The 21,965-nt window shown below is 33.0% G+C and carries 19 protein-coding genes and 1 tRNA gene; 9 read left to right on the top strand and 11 right to left on the bottom strand.

Translation table 11 applies throughout. The features are described 5' to 3' along the window. Positions 1-47: 47 nt before the first annotated feature. The 4 genes from ABJI11_RS09565 to folE form a co-directional block, all read right to left on the bottom strand. Positions 48-521: a monoheme cytochrome C gene (locus ABJI11_RS09565; RefSeq protein ID WP_348351587.1), complete on the bottom strand. Its 474-nt coding sequence runs from the start codon at positions 519-521 to the stop codon at positions 48-50. Then, positions 522-1,742 carry a sulfite oxidase gene (locus tag ABJI11_RS09560; RefSeq protein ID WP_348351585.1) on the bottom strand — a complete coding sequence of 407 codons (1,221 nt, stop codon included), beginning with the start codon at positions 1,740-1,742 and terminating at the stop codon, positions 522-524. 53 nt (positions 1,743-1,795) lie between these two features. Further along, positions 1,796-2,095, bottom strand: coding sequence for a hypothetical protein (locus tag ABJI11_RS09555; RefSeq protein WP_276493111.1), 300 nt, complete (start codon positions 2,093-2,095; stop codon positions 1,796-1,798). Between the two features lie 83 nt (positions 2,096-2,178). Next, the gene (gene folE, locus ABJI11_RS09550; RefSeq protein WP_276493112.1) at positions 2,179-2,778 is read right to left on the bottom strand and encodes a GTP cyclohydrolase I FolE; all 600 of its coding nucleotides are present in this window, start codon (positions 2,776-2,778) and stop codon (positions 2,179-2,181) included. A gap of 235 nt (positions 2,779-3,013) precedes the next feature. Here folE and ABJI11_RS09545 point away from each other — a divergent pair, with 235 nt between their 5' ends. Genes ABJI11_RS09545 through ABJI11_RS09535 form a run of 3 tightly spaced genes read left to right on the top strand, consistent with a single transcriptional unit; the run spans position 3,014 to position 5,023 of the window. After that, positions 3,014-3,694 carry an ABC transporter ATP-binding protein gene (locus ABJI11_RS09545; protein ID WP_348351583.1) on the top strand — a complete coding sequence of 227 codons (681 nt, stop codon included), beginning with the start codon at positions 3,014-3,016 and terminating at the stop codon, positions 3,692-3,694. Between the two features lie 10 nt (positions 3,695-3,704). After that, positions 3,705-4,262 carry a CPBP family intramembrane glutamic endopeptidase gene (locus ABJI11_RS09540; RefSeq protein WP_348351581.1) on the top strand — a complete coding sequence of 186 codons (558 nt, stop codon included), beginning with the start codon at positions 3,705-3,707 and terminating at the stop codon, positions 4,260-4,262. Beyond that, positions 4,259-5,023: a TIGR02757 family protein gene (locus tag ABJI11_RS09535; protein ID WP_348351579.1), complete on the top strand. Its 765-nt coding sequence runs from the start codon at positions 4,259-4,261 to the stop codon at positions 5,021-5,023. Before ABJI11_RS09540 ends, ABJI11_RS09535 begins: the two co-directional genes overlap by 4 nt. On the opposite strand, the gene ABJI11_RS09530 is transcribed toward ABJI11_RS09535, so the two are convergent. The 3 genes from ABJI11_RS09530 to ABJI11_RS09520 all read right to left on the bottom strand — a co-directional run bounded on the left by ABJI11_RS09530 (position 5,020) and on the right by ABJI11_RS09520 (position 9,867). Further along, a complete protein-coding gene (locus ABJI11_RS09530) occupies positions 5,020-6,852 on the bottom strand; it encodes a cytochrome c peroxidase (protein ID WP_348351577.1) in 1,833 nt (610 codons plus the stop codon). The genes ABJI11_RS09535 and ABJI11_RS09530 overlap by 4 nt on opposite strands. Before the next feature lie 75 nt (positions 6,853-6,927). Further along, a complete protein-coding gene (locus ABJI11_RS09525; RefSeq protein ID WP_348351575.1) occupies positions 6,928-8,541 on the bottom strand; it encodes an alkaline phosphatase PhoX in 1,614 nt (537 codons plus the stop codon). A 189-nt stretch (positions 8,542-8,730) separates the two neighbouring features. Beyond that, the gene (locus ABJI11_RS09520; RefSeq protein ID WP_348351574.1) at positions 8,731-9,867 is read right to left on the bottom strand and encodes a Gfo/Idh/MocA family oxidoreductase; all 1,137 of its coding nucleotides are present in this window, start codon (positions 9,865-9,867) and stop codon (positions 8,731-8,733) included. A 220-nt stretch (positions 9,868-10,087) separates the two neighbouring features. On the opposite strand from ABJI11_RS09520, the gene ABJI11_RS09515 reads away from it, so the two are divergent. After that, positions 10,088-11,572 (top strand): carboxypeptidase, encoded by a 1,485-nt coding sequence (locus tag ABJI11_RS09515; RefSeq protein ID WP_348351572.1) that lies wholly within the window; start codon positions 10,088-10,090, stop codon positions 11,570-11,572. Between the two features lie 14 nt (positions 11,573-11,586). Here ABJI11_RS09515 and ABJI11_RS09510 read toward each other — a convergent pair whose 3' ends face one another. Next, positions 11,587-12,033, bottom strand: coding sequence for a hypothetical protein (locus tag ABJI11_RS09510; protein ID WP_348351570.1), 447 nt, complete (start codon positions 12,031-12,033; stop codon positions 11,587-11,589). Between the two features lie 113 nt (positions 12,034-12,146). On the opposite strand from ABJI11_RS09510, the gene ABJI11_RS09505 reads away from it, so the two are divergent. From ABJI11_RS09505 to ABJI11_RS09495, 3 genes are all read left to right on the top strand, one after another. Next, the gene (locus ABJI11_RS09505) at positions 12,147-12,605 is read left to right on the top strand and encodes a hypothetical protein (RefSeq protein WP_348351568.1); all 459 of its coding nucleotides are present in this window, start codon (positions 12,147-12,149) and stop codon (positions 12,603-12,605) included. A gap of 11 nt (positions 12,606-12,616) precedes the next feature. Beyond that, entirely contained in the window at positions 12,617-13,306 is a 690-nt protein-coding gene (locus tag ABJI11_RS09500) for an SGNH/GDSL hydrolase family protein (RefSeq protein ID WP_348351566.1), read from the top strand. An 86-nt stretch (positions 13,307-13,392) separates the two neighbouring features. Then, positions 13,393-14,943: a M28 family peptidase gene (locus ABJI11_RS09495; protein ID WP_348351564.1), complete on the top strand. Its 1,551-nt coding sequence runs from the start codon at positions 13,393-13,395 to the stop codon at positions 14,941-14,943. Between the two features lie 132 nt (positions 14,944-15,075). Here ABJI11_RS09495 and ABJI11_RS09490 read toward each other — a convergent pair. Then, positions 15,076-15,151: transfer RNA gene (locus ABJI11_RS09490), tRNA-His, on the bottom strand. A gap of 373 nt (positions 15,152-15,524) precedes the next feature. Between ABJI11_RS09490 and ABJI11_RS09485 the strand changes: the two genes are divergently transcribed. Together ABJI11_RS09485 and ABJI11_RS09480 are read left to right on the top strand one after the other, a co-directional pair. Further along, on the top strand, positions 15,525-17,357 hold the full coding sequence (locus ABJI11_RS09485) for a tetratricopeptide repeat-containing sensor histidine kinase (protein ID WP_348351562.1): 1,833 nt from the start codon (positions 15,525-15,527) through the stop codon (positions 17,355-17,357). 316 nt (positions 17,358-17,673) lie between these two features. Further along, positions 17,674-19,680 (top strand): tetratricopeptide repeat-containing sensor histidine kinase, encoded by a 2,007-nt coding sequence (locus tag ABJI11_RS09480; RefSeq protein WP_348351560.1) that lies wholly within the window; start codon positions 17,674-17,676, stop codon positions 19,678-19,680. Here ABJI11_RS09480 and bshB1 read toward each other — a convergent pair. Both bshB1 and ABJI11_RS09470 read right to left on the bottom strand, forming a co-directional pair. Then, entirely contained in the window at positions 19,677-20,393 is a 717-nt protein-coding gene (gene bshB1, locus ABJI11_RS09475; RefSeq protein ID WP_348351558.1) for a bacillithiol biosynthesis deacetylase BshB1, read from the bottom strand. The genes ABJI11_RS09480 and bshB1 overlap by 4 nt on opposite strands. A gap of 25 nt (positions 20,394-20,418) precedes the next feature. Further along, positions 20,419-21,570, bottom strand: coding sequence for a PLP-dependent aspartate aminotransferase family protein (locus ABJI11_RS09470; RefSeq protein ID WP_348351556.1), 1,152 nt, complete (start codon positions 21,568-21,570; stop codon positions 20,419-20,421). Positions 21,571-21,965 lie beyond the last annotated feature (395 nt).

Genomic DNA, 21,965 nt, shown 5'->3' with positions numbered 1-21,965 from the left:
CGTAATTAAAAAGCCTTTGAATTTAATTTAAAGGCTTTTTTTTATAACTATTCTTCTAGTTTATACCACTCAACATTTGAAAGCACCACTCTCCTACCTACCTTTTTAGGAGGATAATTTGTCACCAAATAATTAATGATAGTAGCTTCATTCTCCCCTAAATCCCACAAATTCTGGGTTTTCTGCATCCATTTGATGGTTGACTTCCATCGCTCTTCACTCATTCTATTTTGTATAACCAATTTAGAAGAATGGCAATTGGTACAGTTCTGTACGGTCTCTGTCATTCCTGGTGCATCTATAAAACCAGTACTTACGTGAATACCATTTTCTATTCTGTTAAAGTCGTCTTCATCGGGTATTTCAACAATTTCTGTTTCAGGCTCGTTAGATAGATTTAAATCTTTAACAAAATATATCAACGCAGCCACTACAATAGCTAGAATAACACCTACTAACCAAATCTTTCTAAAAAGACCTTTAACATTGTGTTTTACTTTGTCATGATTTTGCTTTTTCATCTAGGTGATTTTTACAGCTATTCTGTGACAAGCATTATTTAAATATCCTTTAGGATTCCATCCTGGCAGCAACATTGGTTGACTTACCCCGTTTGTATCGGTAGCTTTTGCCCAAACTTCATAATACCCTTCTTGCGGAAATGAAATAACTGCAGAGAAATGTTGCCAGGCCAATCTATTGACAGGTTTTTCCATTGTACACGTTTGCCAAGTAGCTCCAAAATCTATAGAATATTCCATTTTAGTAACTTCTAACTCACCTGCCCAAGCATGCCCTCTAATATTTAATATTTTTCCTTTGGATAATGTAGCACCAGATTTAGGATATGTAATTAAAGATTTAACCGGCATTGATTCTATAATACACATATCTTCATCTGCTACTTTTTCTCCGGGGGCTACTGGTTTACAAGGCACTCGATAAGCAGTACCGGTCATTTTGGTACCATCATGCACTATATTTCTAATGCTTATGCGCTGCAACCATTTGCCTGAAACAGATGCTGGCCAGCCACCTGCAATTACGCGCAAAGGATAACCGTGCGCTAAAGGAATATCTTCTCCGTTCATTTTGAAGGCTAAAATGGTTTCATCTTGTAGTGCCTTAGCCATTGGTGCTCCTCTAGAAATGGATTCCTTATTTGGGTCTCTACTAAGGTGAATGTCAGCTGCATGATAACCGAAGTAAACAGCATCATCATTGATACCAACATCTTCTAAAACATCGCGTAGTCTAACACCTGTCCAATTGGCACAATAAACCGCACCTATAGTCCATTGGTTTCCCTTAGCAGGCGGATCAAATTCACTTCTACCATTACCACCACATTCAAGTGTTAATTGATATGTATAATGTTTAAACTTTGATTTTAACTCTGTAAGTGAATATGTTTTTGTTTGTTTTACAGACTCCCCATCAATAGTAAGTGTCCAATTTTCTATATCTATTTCCTCAGGAATGAGTCCGTTATTTCTAATGAAAATAGATTTATTGGGAGTTACTTTATCATCTAAAAGGTGGGCTTGCGCCTCTATATTCCAAGGTTTGTCATTTAAAATGACCATACCTTTATCCTTATCAAATAATTTAAAGGGATCATTATCTTGCAAGGCTACAGGTTTGTAACCTTCTGGCATTAATTCTTTAAAAACGATATCTACTCCTAGTAAAGTAGCTAGACCACCTAAACTAGATTTTGAAACAAAACTTCTTCTCTTCAAAACGCATGGTATTTGAGATAAAGTTAAGTGATTTTATAAAATTAAAAGTATGTTTAGACTTCTATTGTCTGACCTTTTTTAGCACCCTTAAAAACATAGGTATATAACCACATTAAGGTAAATGAAGGTATAACATCAAACCCTGGTATAATCTCTTCTACAAAAGTAAATATACCTGCAGCTTGACCTACCTTACCTTTGTACATACGCGTCATTAACCAAGCGGATAATGGAGCCCAAACAATATCAGAAAATTCACCTACAAAAGGAATGGCAAATGATAGCATACCTATACCATCAAAAAGCAAGCCCATAAAAAGCTGCTTGTATTTTTTATCTTTTAAAATTGACATATTGAAAAATTAGTTATTCTAATCAAAGAATGCAACAAAGATGCCAAATTTTAAAAATTAAATACTACGAGGTATAGAATAGACTATGAAAGTTTAGCACTAATCAGTTTCAAGAATTCGTTTCTAGTTTCAATCTTTTCAAACTGACCTCTAAATCCTGATGTTGTTGTTACCGAATTTTGTTTCTGAACACCACGCATCATCATACACATGTGCGAAGCTTCAATTACAACAGCAACTCCTTTTGGTTTTAGCGTATTATTAATGCACTCCAAAATGTCATGCGTTAACCTTTCTTGCACCTGTAGTCTTCTAGCAAAAACATCAACTACACGAGGTATTTTACTTAGACCAACAATCTGCCCATTAGGTATATATGCAATATGGGCTTTACCAAAAAATGGCAACATATGGTGTTCACATAATGAATATAGTTCAATATCTTTTATGATAACCATATCATCATAGTCTTCTTTAAACATTGCCCCTTGTAATATCTCCACAGCATCTTGTTGATATCCTTGCGTCAAGAAAAGCATTGCCTTTGCAGCACGCTCAGGGGTTTTAACCAAACCTTCTCTAGCTACATCTTCACCAATTTCGTTAATAATAGATGAATATCTGCTTTTAACTTCATCGGTAATTTCAAGATTATATTCTTCTAAATTTTTATAAGGAGACATAAATTTGTATTTGTGTTTAACCTAATTAAGTATAGGTTGAACAAATTTAATATTTTATTCCATCATAAAACGTAAAAATATCATAAATAGTTCATATTGCAGCATTGCTTTATCTAATCACGTTACACTAAATTATATTATGAAAGGAAGTAAAAACGAATAACTATTTTTAACATCATCCTTTTTCGTTAATTTTGAATTTCAATAAATCTGTACCTTAAATACACCCTACCCCATGATAAAAGCTTCTAACATTCATAAATATTACGGAGAATTAGAAGTATTAAAAGGAGTTGATCTTCATATAAAAAAAGGAGAAATAGTTTCTATTGTTGGTGCATCTGGTGCTGGTAAAACAACATTGTTACAAATATTAGGAACGTTAGATGTACAATCTAACAGAAACGATAGCACATTACTTATCAATGATATTGAGACAACAAATCTTAATGACAAAGATTTAGCAAAATTTAGAAATGAACATATAGGTTTCATTTTTCAATTTCATCAGTTATTACCAGAATTTACCGCTATCGAAAATGTTTGCTTACCCGCATTTATAAAAAAAACAACTAAAATAGATGCTGAAGTACGAGCTAAAGAACTTTTAGACTTTTTAGGATTATCTCATCGTTATAATCATAAACCATCAGAATTATCAGGTGGAGAACAACAACGGGTTGCAGTTGCAAGGGCATTGATCAATAACCCATCTATTATTTTTGCTGATGAACCTAGTGGAAATCTAGACTCTGAAAGTGCTGACAACCTTCATAAATTGTTTTTTGAATTACGAGAAAAATTTGGACAAACATTTGTAATCGTTACACATAACAGTGAATTGGCAGAAATGGCAGATCGCAAATTAACTATGGTAGATGGTAAAATTGTAGATAAAGAAATCATTTTAGCCTAACTGATAAAAAATGCTACAAGAACTACTTTTCTTTGCCAAGAATCCTTTTTACGAACAAGATATAACCACATCATTTTCTAACAAATTAAACACCTTTTTTAAGTTATTATTAATAGCATTAGGCACAAGTATGTTGCTACTAATGGTTGCTAGTATAGTTGAAAATATATTGCAACTAGATATGGGCAAACATGCTATGGACGATTTGTTCGAAAACTATTCTGCTTTGCTTATATTTTTTTTAGCCGTTATAATTGCTCCATTTTTTGAAGAATTACTGTTTAGAGGACCTTTAATCTTTTTTAAAAACTCTAAATTCTTCAAACCTATATTTTATCTTTTTACCATTGCCTTTGGGTTCATGCACATTAGTAACTTTGAAATGAATACTCAAGTATTATTGTTTTCTCCACTATTGGTAGCACCACAAATTGGTGTTGGGTTTATCTTAGGTTTTATACGAGTTAAATATGGTCTAGTTTGGTCAATGGCCCTACATGCCTTCTATAATATGGTTTTAGTAATACCTGTATTAATCATGCAATTTTCAGATATTTCCTTTGAATGACAAAAAGTGAATTAAAAGTTTTTTTAGATGAGAAGGTTGTTCAATACAACAATCCTGAATTTTTAGAAACAGACCCTATACAAATTCCACATCTTTTTACGACCAAAGAAGATATTGAAATTAGCGGCTTTTTAACAGCAACTATTGCTTGGGGTAATAGAAAAAGCATCATTAATAATTCTCATAAACTTATGGAAAGAATGGGTCAAAGTCCATTTGACTTCATATTAAATCATACGGATGACGATTTAGAAAAATTAGCGGGCTTTGTTCATAGAACTTTCAATGATATTGACCTAACCTATTTCATTCAAAGCCTTAAAAATATCTACACAAATCATAATGGATTAGAGGGAGTTTTTACAACCCATCAAACAAAGGATAGTCTACAACCTACAATTTCCGAATTCAAGAAAATATTTTTTGAATTACCGTATGAGCAACGTACCACCAAGCATGTTTCTGACCCATTAAAAGGCTCTGCGGCAAAAAGAATAAATATGTTTTTACGGTGGATGGTTCGAGATGCATCTACCAATGTAGATTTCGGTATTTGGAAACATATAAATGCATCAAAACTATCCTGCCCTTTAGATGTTCATTCAGGCAATGTATCAAGAAAGCTAAGTTTGCTGAAACGTAAGCAAAACGATGCCAAAGCACTTGCAGAGTTAGATAAAAATTTAAGAAAACTGGATCCAACGGATCCAGTTAAATATGATTTTGCCTTGTTTGGATTGGGAGTATTTGAAAAGTTCTAATTCAGGTTTTCAAATTGCTTATCCGTAAGTGTTTTCATAAAGGCGATAATAGCCTTAGATTCTATTTCGGTTAAGTTTAAAGAATCTGACGGTAAGGTTTGATGAGGCACATCTAAACCCATACCTAAACCGCCTCCAACATTATAAAACTCCACTACTTCTTCTAAAGTTTTATATACTCCATTGTGCATATATGGACCGGTTAAATCTGCATTACGCACCGTTGCAGTCTTAAAAAAATGTTTCTTTTCAACAACTTGGTACGGGTAATACTGCCCCCAATCATCATCTAAAACAGGATTTTCAAAATTTGCATTTTTAGGAACACCCAAATTCTCAAACTCGCTTTCCATATATTTAGGTGATACAGTACCATTAAAAGCCGGTGGAAAATGACATGTTGCACAAGCTGCTTTACCCATAAAAAGATTAAAACCATTAACTTCTTCTTCAGTCATAGTTTCTTCTAGCCCGTTTATATTTCTATCAAACTTAGAGTCAAAAGTTGCCAAACTTCTAATGTATGTAGCAATGGCGTTACGCACATTCATGTTTGTTATTTTACCATGATACAGAGAATCGAACTGTGCTTTATATTGTGGTTTTTCTTGAATTTTCTCCTCTAATTTATCTAAATCGATATGAAATTCATTTTCATTATTGGTTACACCAACAATTTGATCTTCAAGTCCGTCTGCCCTACCATCAAAAAACAAAGAACGCTGATAAACTGCATAGGTCAATGTAGGTGAATTGCGTTGTAATTCTTTGCCATTTACACCCAATGCTTTTGCATGACCATCAGTAAAAGCCTTTTCTTCAATATGACAGCTAGCGCAACTTATTGTGCCTGAACTTGATAATGCTTTGTCATTAAACAATTGCTTACCTAATGCAATTCTTTCTTCGGTAATTTCAGGAGATCTTTGCATAGAGAACATTTTCATATTAAAAAAATTCTTATCAAATAGATTGGTAACTGTTGGGTCTAATGCTCTAGATTTACTCAATTCAATATTCCAGTCTTTAGCTGTTTTGTCAACTAATACCAATTGATTATTGGTATGTAGCTTTATGAATGAATAGCGATCAAATTCATCAAAACTTCCATTTTTAAGCACATTAATAGTTGTATTGATTTCAGTTTTCCATTGGGTGTACAAATCTTTATTAGCAAAAGCATCCTTATAAATGGTTAAAACATTTAATAAGGTTTCGTAATTGTAAATAGCTTCGTTTAAGGAATTTGCCAACATAGGTGAATCAAAACCAGTTATCCCTTTAGTAGCAATATTAACGACTGCATCTCTTATCATTTTTAGATGATGCCTATCTCTTTGAGAGATAAGAATATGATTATTTCTTATAAACGGTATTCTAATTTTTAAATACTCTAAAACATCATTTAGTTCTTTATTAGAAAAGCCATTTTCATCATAAAGTAATTCTTCTAAAACCTGAAAACTTTTTGGCTTTTGAATTCTAATATCTTGGTGATCATCTATTTCTACTTTCAATAAATTTGGAGCATTCATTGATAAATAATTTTCGTAGTCATATGCTATTAACATAGGTTCTACTCGCTTATACCACTCCCTACTTTTTAGAAATAGACTTTTATTCTTTGACAGCGTATTTAAAGTATCTATCTGTATCATATAGTAAGAAGTACTATCTAATGCCTTAAAATACTGTTCACGAATTTGGTCATTGAACATTGATTGTTCATTCTTATTTATAGCCAAGAGTGGTTCTGTACTATCATTTTTACAAGAAAAAAGAAAACTAATAAGCCCAACAAAAATCCATTTGCAATGAAATACTCTCATGTTACTTTGTAAAATTATATGAATAGAAAAGGTTCCCAATTAAGGGAACCTTTTAATTTGATTAAATAAAACTAATTATCTAGGTAAGCCTGTCAACTTAAAAAGAACAGAACCTTCTAATGAAGCACTACCTTCACTAATTGCAGTTGGATCAACAAATTTAAGTCCGTCAGCCCTTACTGCTGTATCAGGTGTAGTACTAAAATTCCATCCATGTACTTGAGCACCACCAATAAAGGTTGGTTCAGATGCACCAATGATATCAGTAACATCGAATAAACCTGTAATCTCCCACATACTACTGGTATTACCTATACCAACGCTAGATGCAAAAGTTTGATTACACTCCATCACTTCAACAAAATTACCCGTGTTTAAATCTAACTGCCACAACTTCGCAAACCCAGTAATATCCGCGTTTAAGTCAGAATAACCGTTTGGATCTTCTTGAATGTAAGCATAGTTTTCAGTAACAAGGATATTATCAGGAGAATGCATACCATCACCTTTACCACCTTCAACATCACCATCTACAACTACGGTAAGAACAGCGTCTGCTGTTGGATCGTTTTCGTTCAATTCTAATTTATAGACACGACCAAAACCTGTACCTCTTAAATTAAGATCAGGGTTGTCACCGCGGATTCTACCCGTTGCATTAAAGTATACTTCTCTCTGAGCTTCAGCAGAACCTCTTCTCCAATCAATATCTTCAATTCTTTGAAAACCTATAGCTCCTAAATCAATAGCCTCTTGGTTCAGCTCATCAATAGTTCTTTCAGTAACTTCTACCCATTCTACGTCATAGGCAATATCTTCTGACATTCCCATTTCAAATAACTGTCCACCTTCTCCTGGTAGTGACTCCATAGGGTTCTTTCCTCTTAGAACATATAATTTTCCGCCGTAAAGGTCACCTCTTTGACCTACGTACATTCCAAAATGAGCTTGAGGGTACACATTATCGCTATGGTCATCTCCCATAAAAATGACTGTTTGTGAAGTGTAAGCATCCTTACCTATTGCAACAGCGTTCTCTGTAGACCATTCTCCAAGAGCAGGCAATCTCTCTACCTCTACTCTATCTTCTTTTGATCTAAAAGGATTTACCTTGTAAACACCTTTGGCGTTACCGCCCCATTCTCCACCAGAAAGATATAATGGACCAAAACCGTGCTCTTCTACCGTTATGGCAGAACCAGAACACATAGCCGTAAATGCGGTAGCTGTAGAATTAACGATATAATCACCTTGTAAAGGTTGAAGTTCAGAGTTCAACATTATTCTTGCTATGGAATAATCTGCTTCTAAATTATTGATTAAAGCATAGTTACCATCTTCAGCAGGAAAAAGTGCAGCACCGTCCATATAAGATCCGTAAACAAAAGTAGAGTCGGACTCCAATATATCTGCAGAAGACATAATCATGTTAAGCTCGGCAGAACCTGCAAAAGCACCTTTAAGCTCAAATAATTCATTTGGAGTTACAGAAGTAGTTAATGGAATTGATTCTGCCAAAGTTAAATCTTGACCATCTTCTCCGTCAATACCATCGGCGCCATCTACACCATCAATGCCATTTGTTCCATTAATACCATCAGCACCATCTTCTCCTTCACAGCTTATTACTGCAATTCCTAGGCAAGAAAGGAAAATAGCTTTTAATAGTAAATCTTTTGATTTTTTCATTATCAATATAGTTTTTAGGTTATGAATGCCAAAACTATACAGACAAGCTTTTAGAAAGGTTTACTGAAAATTAGCAATAGATGAACAGAAGTTTATGCTTATGTTAAGATGTAAAATTAAGTTGAAATTGAAGTGATCAAAACTTGAATACTATGTTAATTAATTTTTAACCTTCTGATTAAAAGATATTTATGGTACTATTCCTAAATTACCCAATACTAACACCTGTTCTTTACCGCCTTCTGAAATTGATTTATAAATAGCCTCAACAATAATCATATCTCTTTTTCCCATTTCACCGGGAGCTATGTTTTTGGTATTTAACAAAATATGCTTTGCAAAATCATCCATCTGCAATGCTTGTTGTTTCTTAAAAGGAAATTCTAAAATATTTCCGTTAGAAGTTCGCCCACTTATTGGTCCGTAACTATGAGCGGGATCTAGCTCAAACCAACCCATGCTACCATGAACTTTTAACCTATTACCATTTGCATTATGTGAAGTCATCATATGAGCAACCGCACCATTTGCAAACTTGAACTGAGCGGTGATTGTTTCATCGGTGTCCTTAAAATACTCTGGTCGAGTACTAAACTCTTGCGCAGAAACCGAAATAGGATTTTGCCCTGCACCATATATACTAGTTTGTATTGCATAAACACCCATATTCATTAAGGCTCCACCACCTGAAAGAGATTTGTCTAAACGCCATTGACCAGGGTTTCCATTAGAAACGTAACCAGCATCTGAAGAAACAAATAGTACATCACCAAATGTTTTCTCCTTCACATACTTTTTTACCTCATGGGTATAGGGGTCACTTTGCATCCTATAACCTACAGCTAATTTCACTCCATGTTCATTACAAGCATTTATAATAGCATCGCATTCATCTACGTTAACAGCCATTGGTTTTTCACAAATAACATGTTTACCCGCCTTAGCTGCACGAATACAAAATTCGGCATGCAAACTATTAGGTAGAACAACATAAACCACATCAATAGCATCGTTATTTGCTATATCGTCAAAATTCTCATAATTGTATATATTCTTTTTAGGGATGTTGTATTTCTCTTTCCAAACAGATTCTTTTTCTTTTGTGCCGGTTACAATACCCGCTAAATAGCAATGATCAGTTTCTTGTAACGAAGGTGCCAATTGGTATGTACTATAACTACCTAAACCCACCAATGCAATACCCAATTTTTTATTGTTTTGCCCAGGAGTAAACCCTTTTGCAAATGGTATGCTGCCAAGTAATGCTGTGCCTAAAAAACCCTTTGAAGTTAAACTAGTAAAAGAGCGCCTTGTTATATGTTTCATATGTATATTTAATTCTTAAGAAAATTAAATAAAAAACATTGAAGTTCATAATTGCCAACCTCATTTTTACATTAATAATCTACACACCTATTTTATATCTTATTCTTTATAATAATCCACATAAATGATTAATTGATATTAAAACCTTAATCAGATGTTTGAGTACATAAATATGATTGATTATTGTTATTTTCGTTAGACAACAGAACCTTATCAAACCATGAAAAAAATAGTACAATTATCAATTTGCTTGGCGGCTAGCGTTGCCATAGGGCAGTCTAGAGAATTACCTATAGACACTGTAATTACAACACAGCATACGGCCACCATTAATGGATCAACTTTTTCGTACACGGCACAAACGGGCACGCAACCTGTATGGGATGAAAATGCAAAACCTATTGCTTCTTTACATTACACCTATTATACAAGAAATAATATTAAAGATTCGGCCGCAAGACCATTGTTAATATCATTTAATGGCGGACCGGGATCTGGTTCTGTTTGGATGCATCTAGCATATACAGGACCTAAGGTTTTAAAAATTGACGATGAAGGTTACCCAGTACAGCCTTATGGCGTAAGTGCAAATCCGTATTCAGTTTTAGATGTTGCCGATATAGTTTACGTAAACCCTGTAAATACCGGATACAGCCGAACCATACCTGCAAGCGGTAAAGATGTAGATAGAGATAAGTTCTTCGGTATAAATGCAGATATAAAGTATTTAGCAGAATGGTTAAACACCTTTGTAACCAGAAACAATAAATGGCGGTCACCAAAATATATTATTGGTGAAAGTTATGGTGGTACACGTGTTATGGGACTTTCTTTGGCATTGCAGAACCAACAATGGATGTATTTGAACGGCGTAATTATGGTCTCTCCGGCAGATTATAAGGTAATTCGTAATTCAGGACCTGTGGCAGAAGCTATCAACTTACCATATTACACTGCGGCGGCATGGCACCATAAAGCTTTACCTCCTGCGCTACAAAGTAAAGATTTATTGGAAATATTACCTGAATCAGAAGCTTATACCATTGATAAATTGATACCCGCATTAGCAAAAGGCGGTTTCTTAGATACTACTGAAAAAGATGCCATAGCGGATAAGATGGCTTATTATTCAGGATTAGATAAAAAAGACATTTTAGATCAAAACCTGGTAGTGCCAACTTCTTTCTTTTGGAAAAATTTATTAAAAGAAAAAGGTGGTTACACCGTAGGACGATTAGATTCTAGATATTTAGGTATTGATAAGCAACTTGCTGGTATGAAACCAGATTACAATTCTGAAATTACATCTTGGCTGCATAGCTTTACACCAGCAATCAATTACTATCTACAAGAAGAATTGAACTTTAAAACCGATGTTAAATACAATCTTTTTGGTCCTGTACACCCTTGGAACAATGAAAACGATAATACAAGGGATAATTTAAGACAGGCAATGGCTCAAAACCCATACTTGAACGTTATGATTCAATCTGGATATTATGATGGCGCAACTACATATTTTAATGCAAAATATACCATGTGGCAAGTAGACCCAAGCGGACGAATGAAAGATAGGTTTAGCTTTAAAGGCTACAGATCAGGGCACATGATGTATTTGAGAAGAGAAGATTTGAAAAATGCAAATGATGATATTCGTGACTTTATTAAACGCACCATTGCTACGGATAAAAGCGCTAAATATTAACAAGCCTTAGAAAATTATTTTTCTAGAACAGTAGTAGATATTCCCAATACAAGCAATGAATTTGTTTCTGTTGGGAATTTCTTTTGAAATCCAGTATCGGCAGACTTAATTGCATCTCTAAACAATTGCTCTCTTTTACGTTGCTTTTTCTTCTTAAAAATATCTATGGTAACGCCAACTGTAACACCACCTAAAACGGTAGCTAGTAGATCTTCATTACTCCATCCTCCGTATTGGTTTTGGTCAATACCTTCTTTTGCCAAACCTATAAGCAAACTACCCCCTACGGCACCAACAAACGTCCAAGTTCTATCTCCGTCAGAAATTTCGTTTGCAATACCCGCACCAACTAATCCATAAAGATTTCCGCCTAGAAAATGCAGCACTTTATCTTGCTCAAACTGACCATAAGAACTATGCACGTAAAACAGGAAAAGAAGAAGCGCAAGTATTTGTTTCATACAGGGCAAAGATAAAAATTCTGTTAGATGAACAACATGTAAATGGTAATACTAATGAAGGCATCTATTCTGTATGCTTATTATTTATATTATCTTAGAAAATTATATAGCTTATGGATTTAAAGAATTTTATTAAAAGCCTTTCAATTTTACATTTATTACTGTTAGGCGTATTAGTCATTATTACCATTTGGGTGATTTATAAAGTAAACTCATTCAACTCTAATACTGTTATCGAGGGTATGTTACTGTATGTAGTGCCTCTTTTTGCAATGGTAGGATATTTTGGAAGTCAGTGGATCTTTAAAAAAATGATTTCCAGTATTCAAATAGCAACCAAATTAGAAGATAAATTAAGAAAATATAAGTCTGCGTTACAACTTAAATATACATTCATAGAAATACCTGCTTTCATAGGTCTCTTTGCATATAACACTTCTGGTAATGCATTACCATTGGTCATTTCAATCTGTTTAATAGCCTACTTGGCAGTACAACGACCTAACAAAGAACATATTATTAAAAGTATTCCTCTTACCAATGATGAACAAGAAAAAATTCAACTAGCATAAAAAATTTAAAAATGAAGAAAGTAAATGTATTAATTATATCATGTATGCTATCATTATTAGGATTAACCACCATACACGCACAAGACTGGGCAGATTTAAAACATTTTGAAGAAGCGAATTCAAATGTTCCAGAATTACAAGTCAATGAAAATCGCGTTGTATTCATGGGCAACTCCATTACTATAGGTTGGTTAAATAGCCGACCAGAGTTTTTTAAAGGCAAACCATACATAAACCGAGGTATTAGTGGGCAAACAACTCCACAAATGCTAATACGTTTTAGACAAGATGTCATTGAACTACACCCTAAAGTAGTAACTATTTTAGCAGGCACTAATGATATTGCCGGAAATACTGGTCCGTCTACTTTAGAGATGATTATGGATAACATAAAAGGAATGGCAGAATTAGCACATGCAAATGGCATTAAGGTCATTTTATCCTCTACGCTACCTGCATACGATTACCCATGGAAACCAGGTTTAGAACCATCAGGTAAAATTATTGCATTAAATAAAATGATCAAAGCATATGCAGATGCTAAAGGTCATATTTATTTGGACTATTTCTCTGCTATGGTAGATGAGCGTAACGGTCTTCCAAAGAAATATGCTGCCGACGAAGTACACCCAACCGTTGAAGGTTACAAAGTGATGGAGCCTTTAGTAGAAGCTGCTATTGCAGAAGCTCTGAATAAATAAGATATATCAAAATATTTGAATGTAATATCTAGCTATTCATACTAGATAAGATTTGATTATTTTTGAAAAAATTTGATTACTATAAAATGAAAAAAAAACTATTCTTATTGGTCGCTACGGCCATTTCTTGTAATTCTTCTCAAAAAACCGTCAAAGATGTCGCTTCTGAAGCATCAACGGCAGCATCAGAAATTACGTTTGCAGAATCTATCACAGAAATAGAATTAAAGGACCATTTGTACATTTATGCATCAGATGAGTTTGAAGGTAGAGAAACCGGTCAACCTGGTCAGAAAAAAGCAATTGCATATATAAAAGCTGAATATGAAAAATTAGGTATTCCTGCTGCTAAAACAGACGGAAACTATTTTCAAGAAGTACCATTAGAAATCAGTAAACTTCCAAAAGGAAAACTGAGTGTAAACGGTACCGATTTTCCAATTGGTGAGCACGTTTTAACTTTTACCGCTGCAAATACTACAACAGATGAAATAGTTTATGTTGGTTACGGTATTGAAGACTCCAATTACTCTAGTTATAATGATATAGATGTAGCAGGAAAAATTGTTTTATTAAAATCTGGCGAGCCAAAGAAAGCAGACGGTAATTATAGTATTTCCGGAACTACTGAAGCTTCTATTTGGAGTAATATGTCAGAATCAATTACAAAGAGAATACAAATTGCAGTTGACAAGGGCGCAATTGGAGTATTGTATTATGATGCTGACAATTTTAATAGGTTTAAAAGAAGATTTGAATCTATGAAGCAAAATAATAATGGCAGAATGGAAGTCGTTGATAATAACGCACCTGAATTCTATAGTCTATTCATTGATCAAGAGCTAGCTAAAAGTTTACTTTCAAACATAGAAAATGATAGTGAAACCAAAGTACTTTCTAAAAAAGTAGAATTGAGCTTTGAAAGTACTAATGATAAAATTGGATCTGAAAATGTTGCGGCAATGATTAAAGGTTCTATAAAACCAGATGAATATTTGGTGATTTCATCTCACCTTGATCACATTGGTATTACAGGTGACGGAGAAATCAACAATGGCGCTGATGATGATGGATCTGGTACAGTTGCCCTTTTAGAAATAGCAGAGGCATTTAAGAAAGCAGCAGATGCAGGTGTAGGTCCTAAAAGGTCTATTCTTTTTTTGCATGTTACAGGTGAAGAGAAAGGATTATTAGGTTCTCAATATTACACTGACGTTGACCCTATTGTTCCACTTGCAAATACTGTAGCCAATTTAAATATTGACATGATCGGTAGAATAGATCCTGAACGTGAAGGAGATCGTAATTATATCTATTTAATAGGTTCAGACAAATTAAGTATTGAGCTTCATAACCTGTCTGAAGAGGTAAATAAAAAGTTCATGAATATAGAACTTGATTATACATACAACGACGAGAATGACCCTAACCGTTTCTATTACAGAAGTGATCACTATAACTTTGCTAAAAACAATATTCCTATTATATTTTATTTTAATGGCACCCATGATGATTACCACAAACCAGGTGATACGCCAGATAAAATAAACTATGACCTTTTAGAAAACAGAAGTAGGTTAGTTTTCTATACCGCTTGGGAAATTGCCAATAGAGACCAAAAATTAAAAGTAGACTAACTTATCTACTACGTAAATTTAAAAAGCCTAATAGTTTACTATTAGGCTTTTTTTATATACTTAAAATCTAACAAAGAATTCTTTAAAACAAAAAAGTCCTGGAAATAAATCCAAGACTTTTTATCTGCTTTAGGGTGGAAGACCGGGTTCGAACCGGCGACCCTCGGTACCACAAACCGATGCTCTAACCAGCTGAGCTACAACCACCATTTGTAAGCGAGTGCAAAGATAATTTTTTTATACAGTTCTGACAAGTAATAAATTGAATTTTGAAGAAATAATTAATTTTAAGAGTAGTTTATTAAAATAATTTTTAACTTGATGTTTTAAATATCACAACCTACTTATATTATACCTGCAACTTAATGTATTCTATATCAAATTATAAGCATATTTTTTTTCTCTTACCATTGTTTTTTTTTAGCTTTTTTACTGTAGCAGCACAAAAAGATAGTATTAATTATTATCATGAAAAAATTTCAGAATTAACTAAAAGTCCTAATTTTTCTGAGAATGACTTTAAGTACATTGACAACTTAAATCAACTCTCATATTATCAAAGATTAATTGAGCAAGATTCAATGCTAACACATTCAAAAAGAGCACTTGAACTTAGCAAGAAAAACAATTATAAACAAGGTGAACTTGAAGCATTAGCAAATCTTGCAACATTATACCTGTACACTGGTCAAACGGATAAATCTATTGACTTCTCTTTAGAAACTGTAAAAGATCCCGAGCTAAGTAAATTTCCAAAAACTGAAATGAAAATTTATAATGTTCTAGGTCAAGGGTATTATTTTAAAAATGACTACCCATCCACTTATACACATTTTCTACATACTCTTGCTGTTGCAGAAAAAAACAGTGATCAATTTCACTTATTTAGAATGAACATGAATTTAGGCACTATTTTTAGTCGTCTAGAAGATAATGATGAGGCTTTAAAGTATTATGCTGCAGCGTTTAAACACGTTAAAAAATTAAATGACCCTAGTAAAGAAGCTATTATGTTGAGTAATATGGCATACTTAAACATTAAGCTAGGAAATTTAGAACAAGCAAAAATTGAATTGGACGAAACATTAGCACTTTTTGAAAAAAATAATCTAACTACATGGTTAGCATGGACCCATTCTACTTTTGGTTTGTATTATTTGGCATTAAATGATTTTGAAAATGCTTTGATAAATTATCAAAAGGCTTTAGATATACATGAAGGGTTCAATGATGTAAAAGCAAAAGCCGATATTAAATACGGTTTAGCAAAATCTTATTTAGGACTAAATAATTTAGTAAAAGCTGAGGAAATTATAAATAAAAGTATAAACCTTTACGCTTCTTCTGATTATGACAAAGGGCTTGAAAAAGCATATAGAACACTATATGAAATAAGCAAAATTAATGGCAATGTAGCTCAATCTTTAAAATCTCTTGAATTAACCGAAAAACTTTCGAATGATAATTTTAAGATAAAAAACAGACAAAGTTTAATGATGCTCAATGCAAAATTGAAGTTTGACAAAGAGGCAGAAAATATAATAAGCAAAAATGAACTAGCATTAAATGAACAGCGGAAATATGTAAAATGGGCTTTAGCAGGACTTTTTGTTTTAATTATTATCGTGTTTATAATATTAAATGCCAATAAGAGAGAAAAGGTTCTAAATAAAAAATTAGCTAATCAAGCTGAAATATTAAATGAGAACCAAAATAAACTTTCTCAAATAAATGAAAATCAAGACCGACTATTCTCCATTGTTGGTCATGACTTGAGAGGACCGGTAATATCATTAAACGAAATTTTAACACTTTACCTAGAAGATAAAGAAGGCAAAGAGTACTTTGAAAAATTTGCCCCACAATTGAAAGAAGATTTAGATCAAGTACAATTTACTATGGATAACCTTTTGCATTGGGGTAAAACGCAAATGCAAGGCAATACCATTAACATCAAAAGTATTTCAGTTAAATATGAATTAGAAACTATTCTTCAATTATACAGAAATGAAATTAACAAGAAATCAATTGTAATAAATAATCAAGTTTCCACAAATGACAAAGTATTTGCAGATTTACAGCAATTCAATATCATTTTCAGAAATCTAATTAATAATGCCATAAAATTTACTCCTAACAACGGAATGATTTCTATATCTACTGAAATTAAAAATAAAAACTTGGTAATTAAAATTTCCGATACAGGTGTTGGTATGACAGAAGCAGATGTATCAAAACTATTTAGTAATACAGAAAATTTCAGTAATTACGGTACAAATTCAGAAAAAGGTACTGGTTTAGGTTTAAGGTTGGTTAGAGCCATGGTTATTAAGAATAACGGAGATATTATGGTTAAAAGCCAACCTAATAAAGGAAGTCAATTTATTATTGAATTACCAGTTGACATAGTATAAGAGCCGCGTAAAATATTCGTGTTAATTAACTTACCGTTTACTTTCTATTTATTTAAAACTTTAAAAAATAAATCGTTGCCATTAGATTATTAATCACTTCTAATGTAGTTAAATCATCGACAAACTACCTATTTAGAACGTTGAAACACACAATAAATAGCATTTCACAACATTTATTATAAATAATTACTCTTCTAGATTAATTTTAGAATCGCATTATTGAGCGACTTCTATGAAAATCAAAATTTTAAAACAACATAAACAAAATAACCTTGCGAAAGGTTGTATGCTTCTATGCCTGTTTTTTAGTTTCTATATGAAATCTGCAAAAGCTCAAGATTCTAATCGCGACACTTTAATAAACGAGATTGAACAAATAAAAGAGTCTGAGAAATTTAGTACCAAAGACACTATTTACATAAATAGCTTAATAGCCTTAGCCAAAGAATATCGATTTCACAATTTAGACAGCTTACTAATTTTAGGTAAAGAAAGTCTTGACCTAAGTAAAAAAGCAAAATTTAAAAATGGAGAAATCAGTTCTTATCATGCTTTAGGTGGTTATTATTCTGACAAGGGTAAGACAGACCAAGCAATTGAATATTTCATTAAGGCATCTAACCTTGCAGATAAAATTGGAAATCATTTTTTAGAGGCTAGAACTTTAAACGATTTAGCTAAAGAATATTGGTATAAAGGCGAATATTCAAAAGCTTTAAAATGGTATTTAGCAACAATGGAAATTGCAGAAAAATACGATTTTAAGAATATTATATCGATAGTAAACGACAATATTGCACATCTCTATCTTGAACAACAAGATTACGAGCAAGCAATGGTTTTTTTACAAAAATCTAAAAGTATTCATGAAGAGATAGGTAATCCTGTTTTTTTAGCTGAAACCCTCAGTAATATAGCCTCTACATATGCAGATATGAACGAGTTAGACTATGCTATGTATAATATTAATGTTAGTATAGCAACATTTGAAAAAGAAAGAATTCTAGAATGGCTAGCTTTTTGTTATGAAATAAAAGGTAAAATTTACCTCAAAAAAAACAAAAATACCTGGGCTCTTTATTGGTATAAACAAAGTGAATTATTACATCAAGAAATTGAAGATGATCGTGGCAAAATAGATTTACTAAATGGAATGTCCGAAGCTTACTTAAATCTTGAAAGAGACAGCATAGCTGAAGTCTACGCTTTAAATGCATTTGATTTATCTAAAAAAATAGGTTTAAGATCAGGAATTAAAAATAGCACACAAAAATTATCTAAAATTTTTAAAAACAAAAAAGACTTTGAAAAATCCTTATGGTATCATGAGGTTTATCAGGCAACTTATGAATCTCTTTCTGCTACTAGTAATGAAAAAGCCTTGAACATGCTTAAAACTAGAGTTGAATACGACCAACAAAAACAACAATTAATATTAGATAATAAGAAGGCGCTCGCGAAACAAAAAATATACATTTATGTATTTATTGTTATCCTATTCATTTTCGCTATTATTACCCTTATTATTCATAGAAATGAACAGGAACAGAAAAAATTAAATCTAGAACTTAGAAATAAGAAAAATGATTTAGAAGAAAAGCAGGCGTACCTAAATGAATTAAATCAGACAAAAAACAAATTATTCTCTATCATCGGTCATGATTTAAGAGGACCAATTGGAGCTTTTCAAGGACTATTAAAATTATTTAAAGAAGGTGAAATGACTAAGGACGAATTCCTAAATTTTGTTCCTAAGTTGAAAGTTGATATTGACACTATATCTTTCACTCTCAACAATTTACTGTCATGGGGGCAAACACAAATGAACGGGTCTATTACCAAGCATGCAGTAACCAATTTAGATTGTATTGTAGAGGAAAATATGGCATTATTATCTGAAATTGCCGAAGCTAAATCAATTTCTTTAATTAATAGAGTTGAGCCAAATTGTCAAATCTGGTCAGATCCCAACCAAATAGATATTATCATTAGAAACTTATTAAGCAACGCTTTAAAGTTTACACCAAACAATGGGCAAATAGTTATTGGCGCCATACAAAAGATTAAAACTTGCGAGATATACGTGAAGGATAATGGTATGGGTATGAGCGAAGATATTATTAATAAATTATTTGAAAAGGATTCAAATCATACAACCTACGGTACCAATAATGAAAAAGGAACTGGCTTAGGACTTTCGTTATGTAAAGAAATGGTAGAGAAAAATAATGGCAAAATATGGGTTCACAGTGCCGTAGGTAAAGGATCAAGCTTTTACTTTACCATACCACGTATACAAAATAGATATAAAGAATCTGCTTAAATTAAGTGATTAAGAGAGTCTACAGCTACCATTCTTTCTACAGTAAAACCTTCAGCATAGTCAACACCCACCAATCTACCTAAATCTTTTGCCCTGTAGTGTACACTTTCAATAAAAGTCTTACTACTTATTGGCGTTTCTGGTTCATTACTATTAGGATCATGAAATTGAGAGCTATATGCTAAAATAGCATCTGTCTTGGCGTCTATATAACTACTAATATCAACAACAAAATCTGGAGTTATATTCTTCCATTGAATATAATGATACACTAATTTTGGTCTCCATTCTTGTTGGCGCTCCTCTCCTATTTTAGTTTCAATACGTCTTAATCCACTTAGAAAACAGGCATCGCTAACAAGTTTACTACCTTTACCATGATCTATATGCCTATCATCAATTGCATTACACAAAACCGTATTAGGTCTGTATTTGCGAATCATTTTGATAATCTCTAATTGGTGAGACTCGTCATTGATAAAAAAACCATCTCTAAATCTTAAATTTTCACGTACCGATACACCTAATAGCTTACCAGCCGCAGCTGATTCTTTGTCACGTATCTCTGCAGAACCTCTTGTTCCTAATTCGCCACGTGTCAAATCAACTATACCAACTTTTTTACCTAAAGCAATTTCTTTGGCAATAGTACCACCTGCACCTAGTTCCGCATCATCAGGGTGTGCTCCAAAAACTAAAATATCTAACTTCATATTATACTAATTCTTATGGATATTCCTATTTTATCTGCGCTATAGCCTGTAAAATATCTTGCTTTAAATCCTCTACTTCTTCAATACCAACAGAGAAACGAATTAATCCGTCCGCAATACCTTGCTCTTCCCTTACTTCTGCGCTCATTAAAGCATGCGATGTTTGCGTAGGCGAAAGAACAGTGCTCTCTACCCCTGCCAAACTCATTGATGGCTTGATTAACTGTAAGGCTTTCTGAAATTGAGATGAATTCAAATTTGCATTCAACTCAAAAGATAACATACCGCCAAATCCTTTCATTTGCTTTTTAGCAATATCATGATCTGGGTGCGTTGGCAAACCTGGATAATATACTTTTTCTATATCTGCTAAACCATCAAGAAAATGCGCCATTGCCATTGCATTTTCATTTTGTGCCCTAACACGAATACCCATAGTCTTCATGCTTCTTTCCAATAACCAAACCGTATAATCACTTAAACTACCACCAAAGTTCTTAGCTAAATGAAAAATACGTTCCATATTCTCTGTAGTAGATGCCACGGCACCAGCACAAATATCTGAGTGACCACCCATATACTTTGTTGCACTATGTATAACCACATCTATACCAAAATCTACAGGGTTCTGGTTTACAGGGCTGGCAAACGTATTATCAATTAAAGTAACAATACCGTGCTTTTTAGCAATAGTGGCAACAGCCTCTAAATCTGTAATAGTAAGTAGAGGATTAGACGGGGTCTCTATATAAATAACCTTTGTATTCTCTTTAATTTGAGCCTCAAAAGCATCTGCCTGCCATCCGTTAGTAAATGAATACTCAATTCCGTATTTAGAAAACTCTTCATTTACTAAATTATATGTTCCTCCATACAGCGTTTGTTGCAGAACAACATGATCACCGGCATTTAAAAATGCCAATAAAGCAGTGCTTACAGCTGCCATTCCACTACCAAAAATAAGAGCAGATTCCGTATGCTCTAAAGCTGCAACCTTCTTACATAAACCCTCTTGGTTAGGTGTATTAAAGTATCTTGGGTAACGTTTTACATCAACATCTTCATAAGCATATGATGTACTCATGTACAGAGGAGATACCGCTCCTCTATGCTGTTTATCTTCTAATTCACCCACGTGGGTACATATGGTGTTCAAGCCTTTTTTATTCGAATTCATGTGCAATTAATTATAGAAAATAAAGGTAAGGAATTAGAATGATAATGAATCTTTTTCAACTTAACAGATACCTTAATTATAGATACTTTATTTATGTCTTAAAATTAGCGAGAACCTTTCAAAAAATGTATCTAAAGAATACTTCAAAAAATGAATACAAGTTTTAAGAAATATTGAATACTTTGAAATTTCAGTACTAAACATAAAGGCAATCCAATTTTTGTTGATAGATTTATTGAACAAACAACAGAACATTATTTCAAGAATATTTAATAAAATGAGAAAACTTCTATACTCCGTATTACTTATCATCACCATAATATCCTGTAAAAATCAAAAGCCGGTTACTAAAGGCTATCAAGGTCAAGGTAAAAATGCCGTTGTTTCTACAGTAT

The sequence above is a fragment of the Maribacter sp. genome, from assembly GCF_039968975.1.
Taxonomy (GTDB): Bacteria; Bacteroidota; Bacteroidia; order Flavobacteriales; family Flavobacteriaceae; genus Maribacter.
Note: the sequence above shows the minus strand (reverse complement) of the source record. Positions and strands in the feature narration are given on the sequence as shown.

Bases quoted from the DNA above. Each gene is read 5' to 3' on its own strand.
- ABJI11_RS09485 (WP_348351562.1), top strand. From the start codon at position 15,525: ATGCTAACACATTCAAAAAGAGCACTTGAACTTAGCAAGAAAAACAAT.
- ABJI11_RS09470 (WP_348351556.1), bottom strand. From the start codon at position 21,570: ATGAATTCGAATAAAAAAGGCTTGAACACCATATGTACCCACGTGGGT.
- folE (WP_276493112.1), bottom strand. From the start codon at position 2,778: ATGTCTCCTTATAAAAATTTAGAAGAATATAATCTTGAAATTACCGAT.
- ABJI11_RS09545 (WP_348351583.1), top strand. From the start codon at position 3,014: ATGATAAAAGCTTCTAACATTCATAAATATTACGGAGAATTAGAAGTA.
- bshB1 (WP_348351558.1), bottom strand. From the start codon at position 20,393: ATGAAGTTAGATATTTTAGTTTTTGGAGCACACCCTGATGATGCGGAA.
- ABJI11_RS09535 (WP_348351579.1), top strand. From the start codon at position 4,259: ATGACAAAAAGTGAATTAAAAGTTTTTTTAGATGAGAAGGTTGTTCAA.
- ABJI11_RS09515 (WP_348351572.1), top strand. From the start codon at position 10,088: ATGAAAAAAATAGTACAATTATCAATTTGCTTGGCGGCTAGCGTTGCC.
- ABJI11_RS09530 (WP_348351577.1), bottom strand. From the start codon at position 6,852: ATGAGAGTATTTCATTGCAAATGGATTTTTGTTGGGCTTATTAGTTTT.
- ABJI11_RS09505 (WP_348351568.1), top strand. From the start codon at position 12,147: ATGGATTTAAAGAATTTTATTAAAAGCCTTTCAATTTTACATTTATTA.
- ABJI11_RS09540 (WP_348351581.1), top strand. From the start codon at position 3,705: ATGCTACAAGAACTACTTTTCTTTGCCAAGAATCCTTTTTACGAACAA.
- ABJI11_RS09480 (WP_348351560.1), top strand. From the start codon at position 17,674: ATGAAATCTGCAAAAGCTCAAGATTCTAATCGCGACACTTTAATAAAC.
- ABJI11_RS09565 (WP_348351587.1), bottom strand. From the start codon at position 521: ATGAAAAAGCAAAATCATGACAAAGTAAAACACAATGTTAAAGGTCTT.
- ABJI11_RS09520 (WP_348351574.1), bottom strand. From the start codon at position 9,867: ATGAAACATATAACAAGGCGCTCTTTTACTAGTTTAACTTCAAAGGGT.
- ABJI11_RS09525 (WP_348351575.1), bottom strand. From the start codon at position 8,541: ATGAAAAAATCAAAAGATTTACTATTAAAAGCTATTTTCCTTTCTTGC.
- ABJI11_RS09555 (WP_276493111.1), bottom strand. From the start codon at position 2,095: ATGTCAATTTTAAAAGATAAAAAATACAAGCAGCTTTTTATGGGCTTG.
- ABJI11_RS09510 (WP_348351570.1), bottom strand. From the start codon at position 12,033: ATGAAACAAATACTTGCGCTTCTTCTTTTCCTGTTTTACGTGCATAGT.
- ABJI11_RS09495 (WP_348351564.1), top strand. From the start codon at position 13,393: ATGAAAAAAAAACTATTCTTATTGGTCGCTACGGCCATTTCTTGTAAT.
- ABJI11_RS09500 (WP_348351566.1), top strand. From the start codon at position 12,617: ATGAAGAAAGTAAATGTATTAATTATATCATGTATGCTATCATTATTA.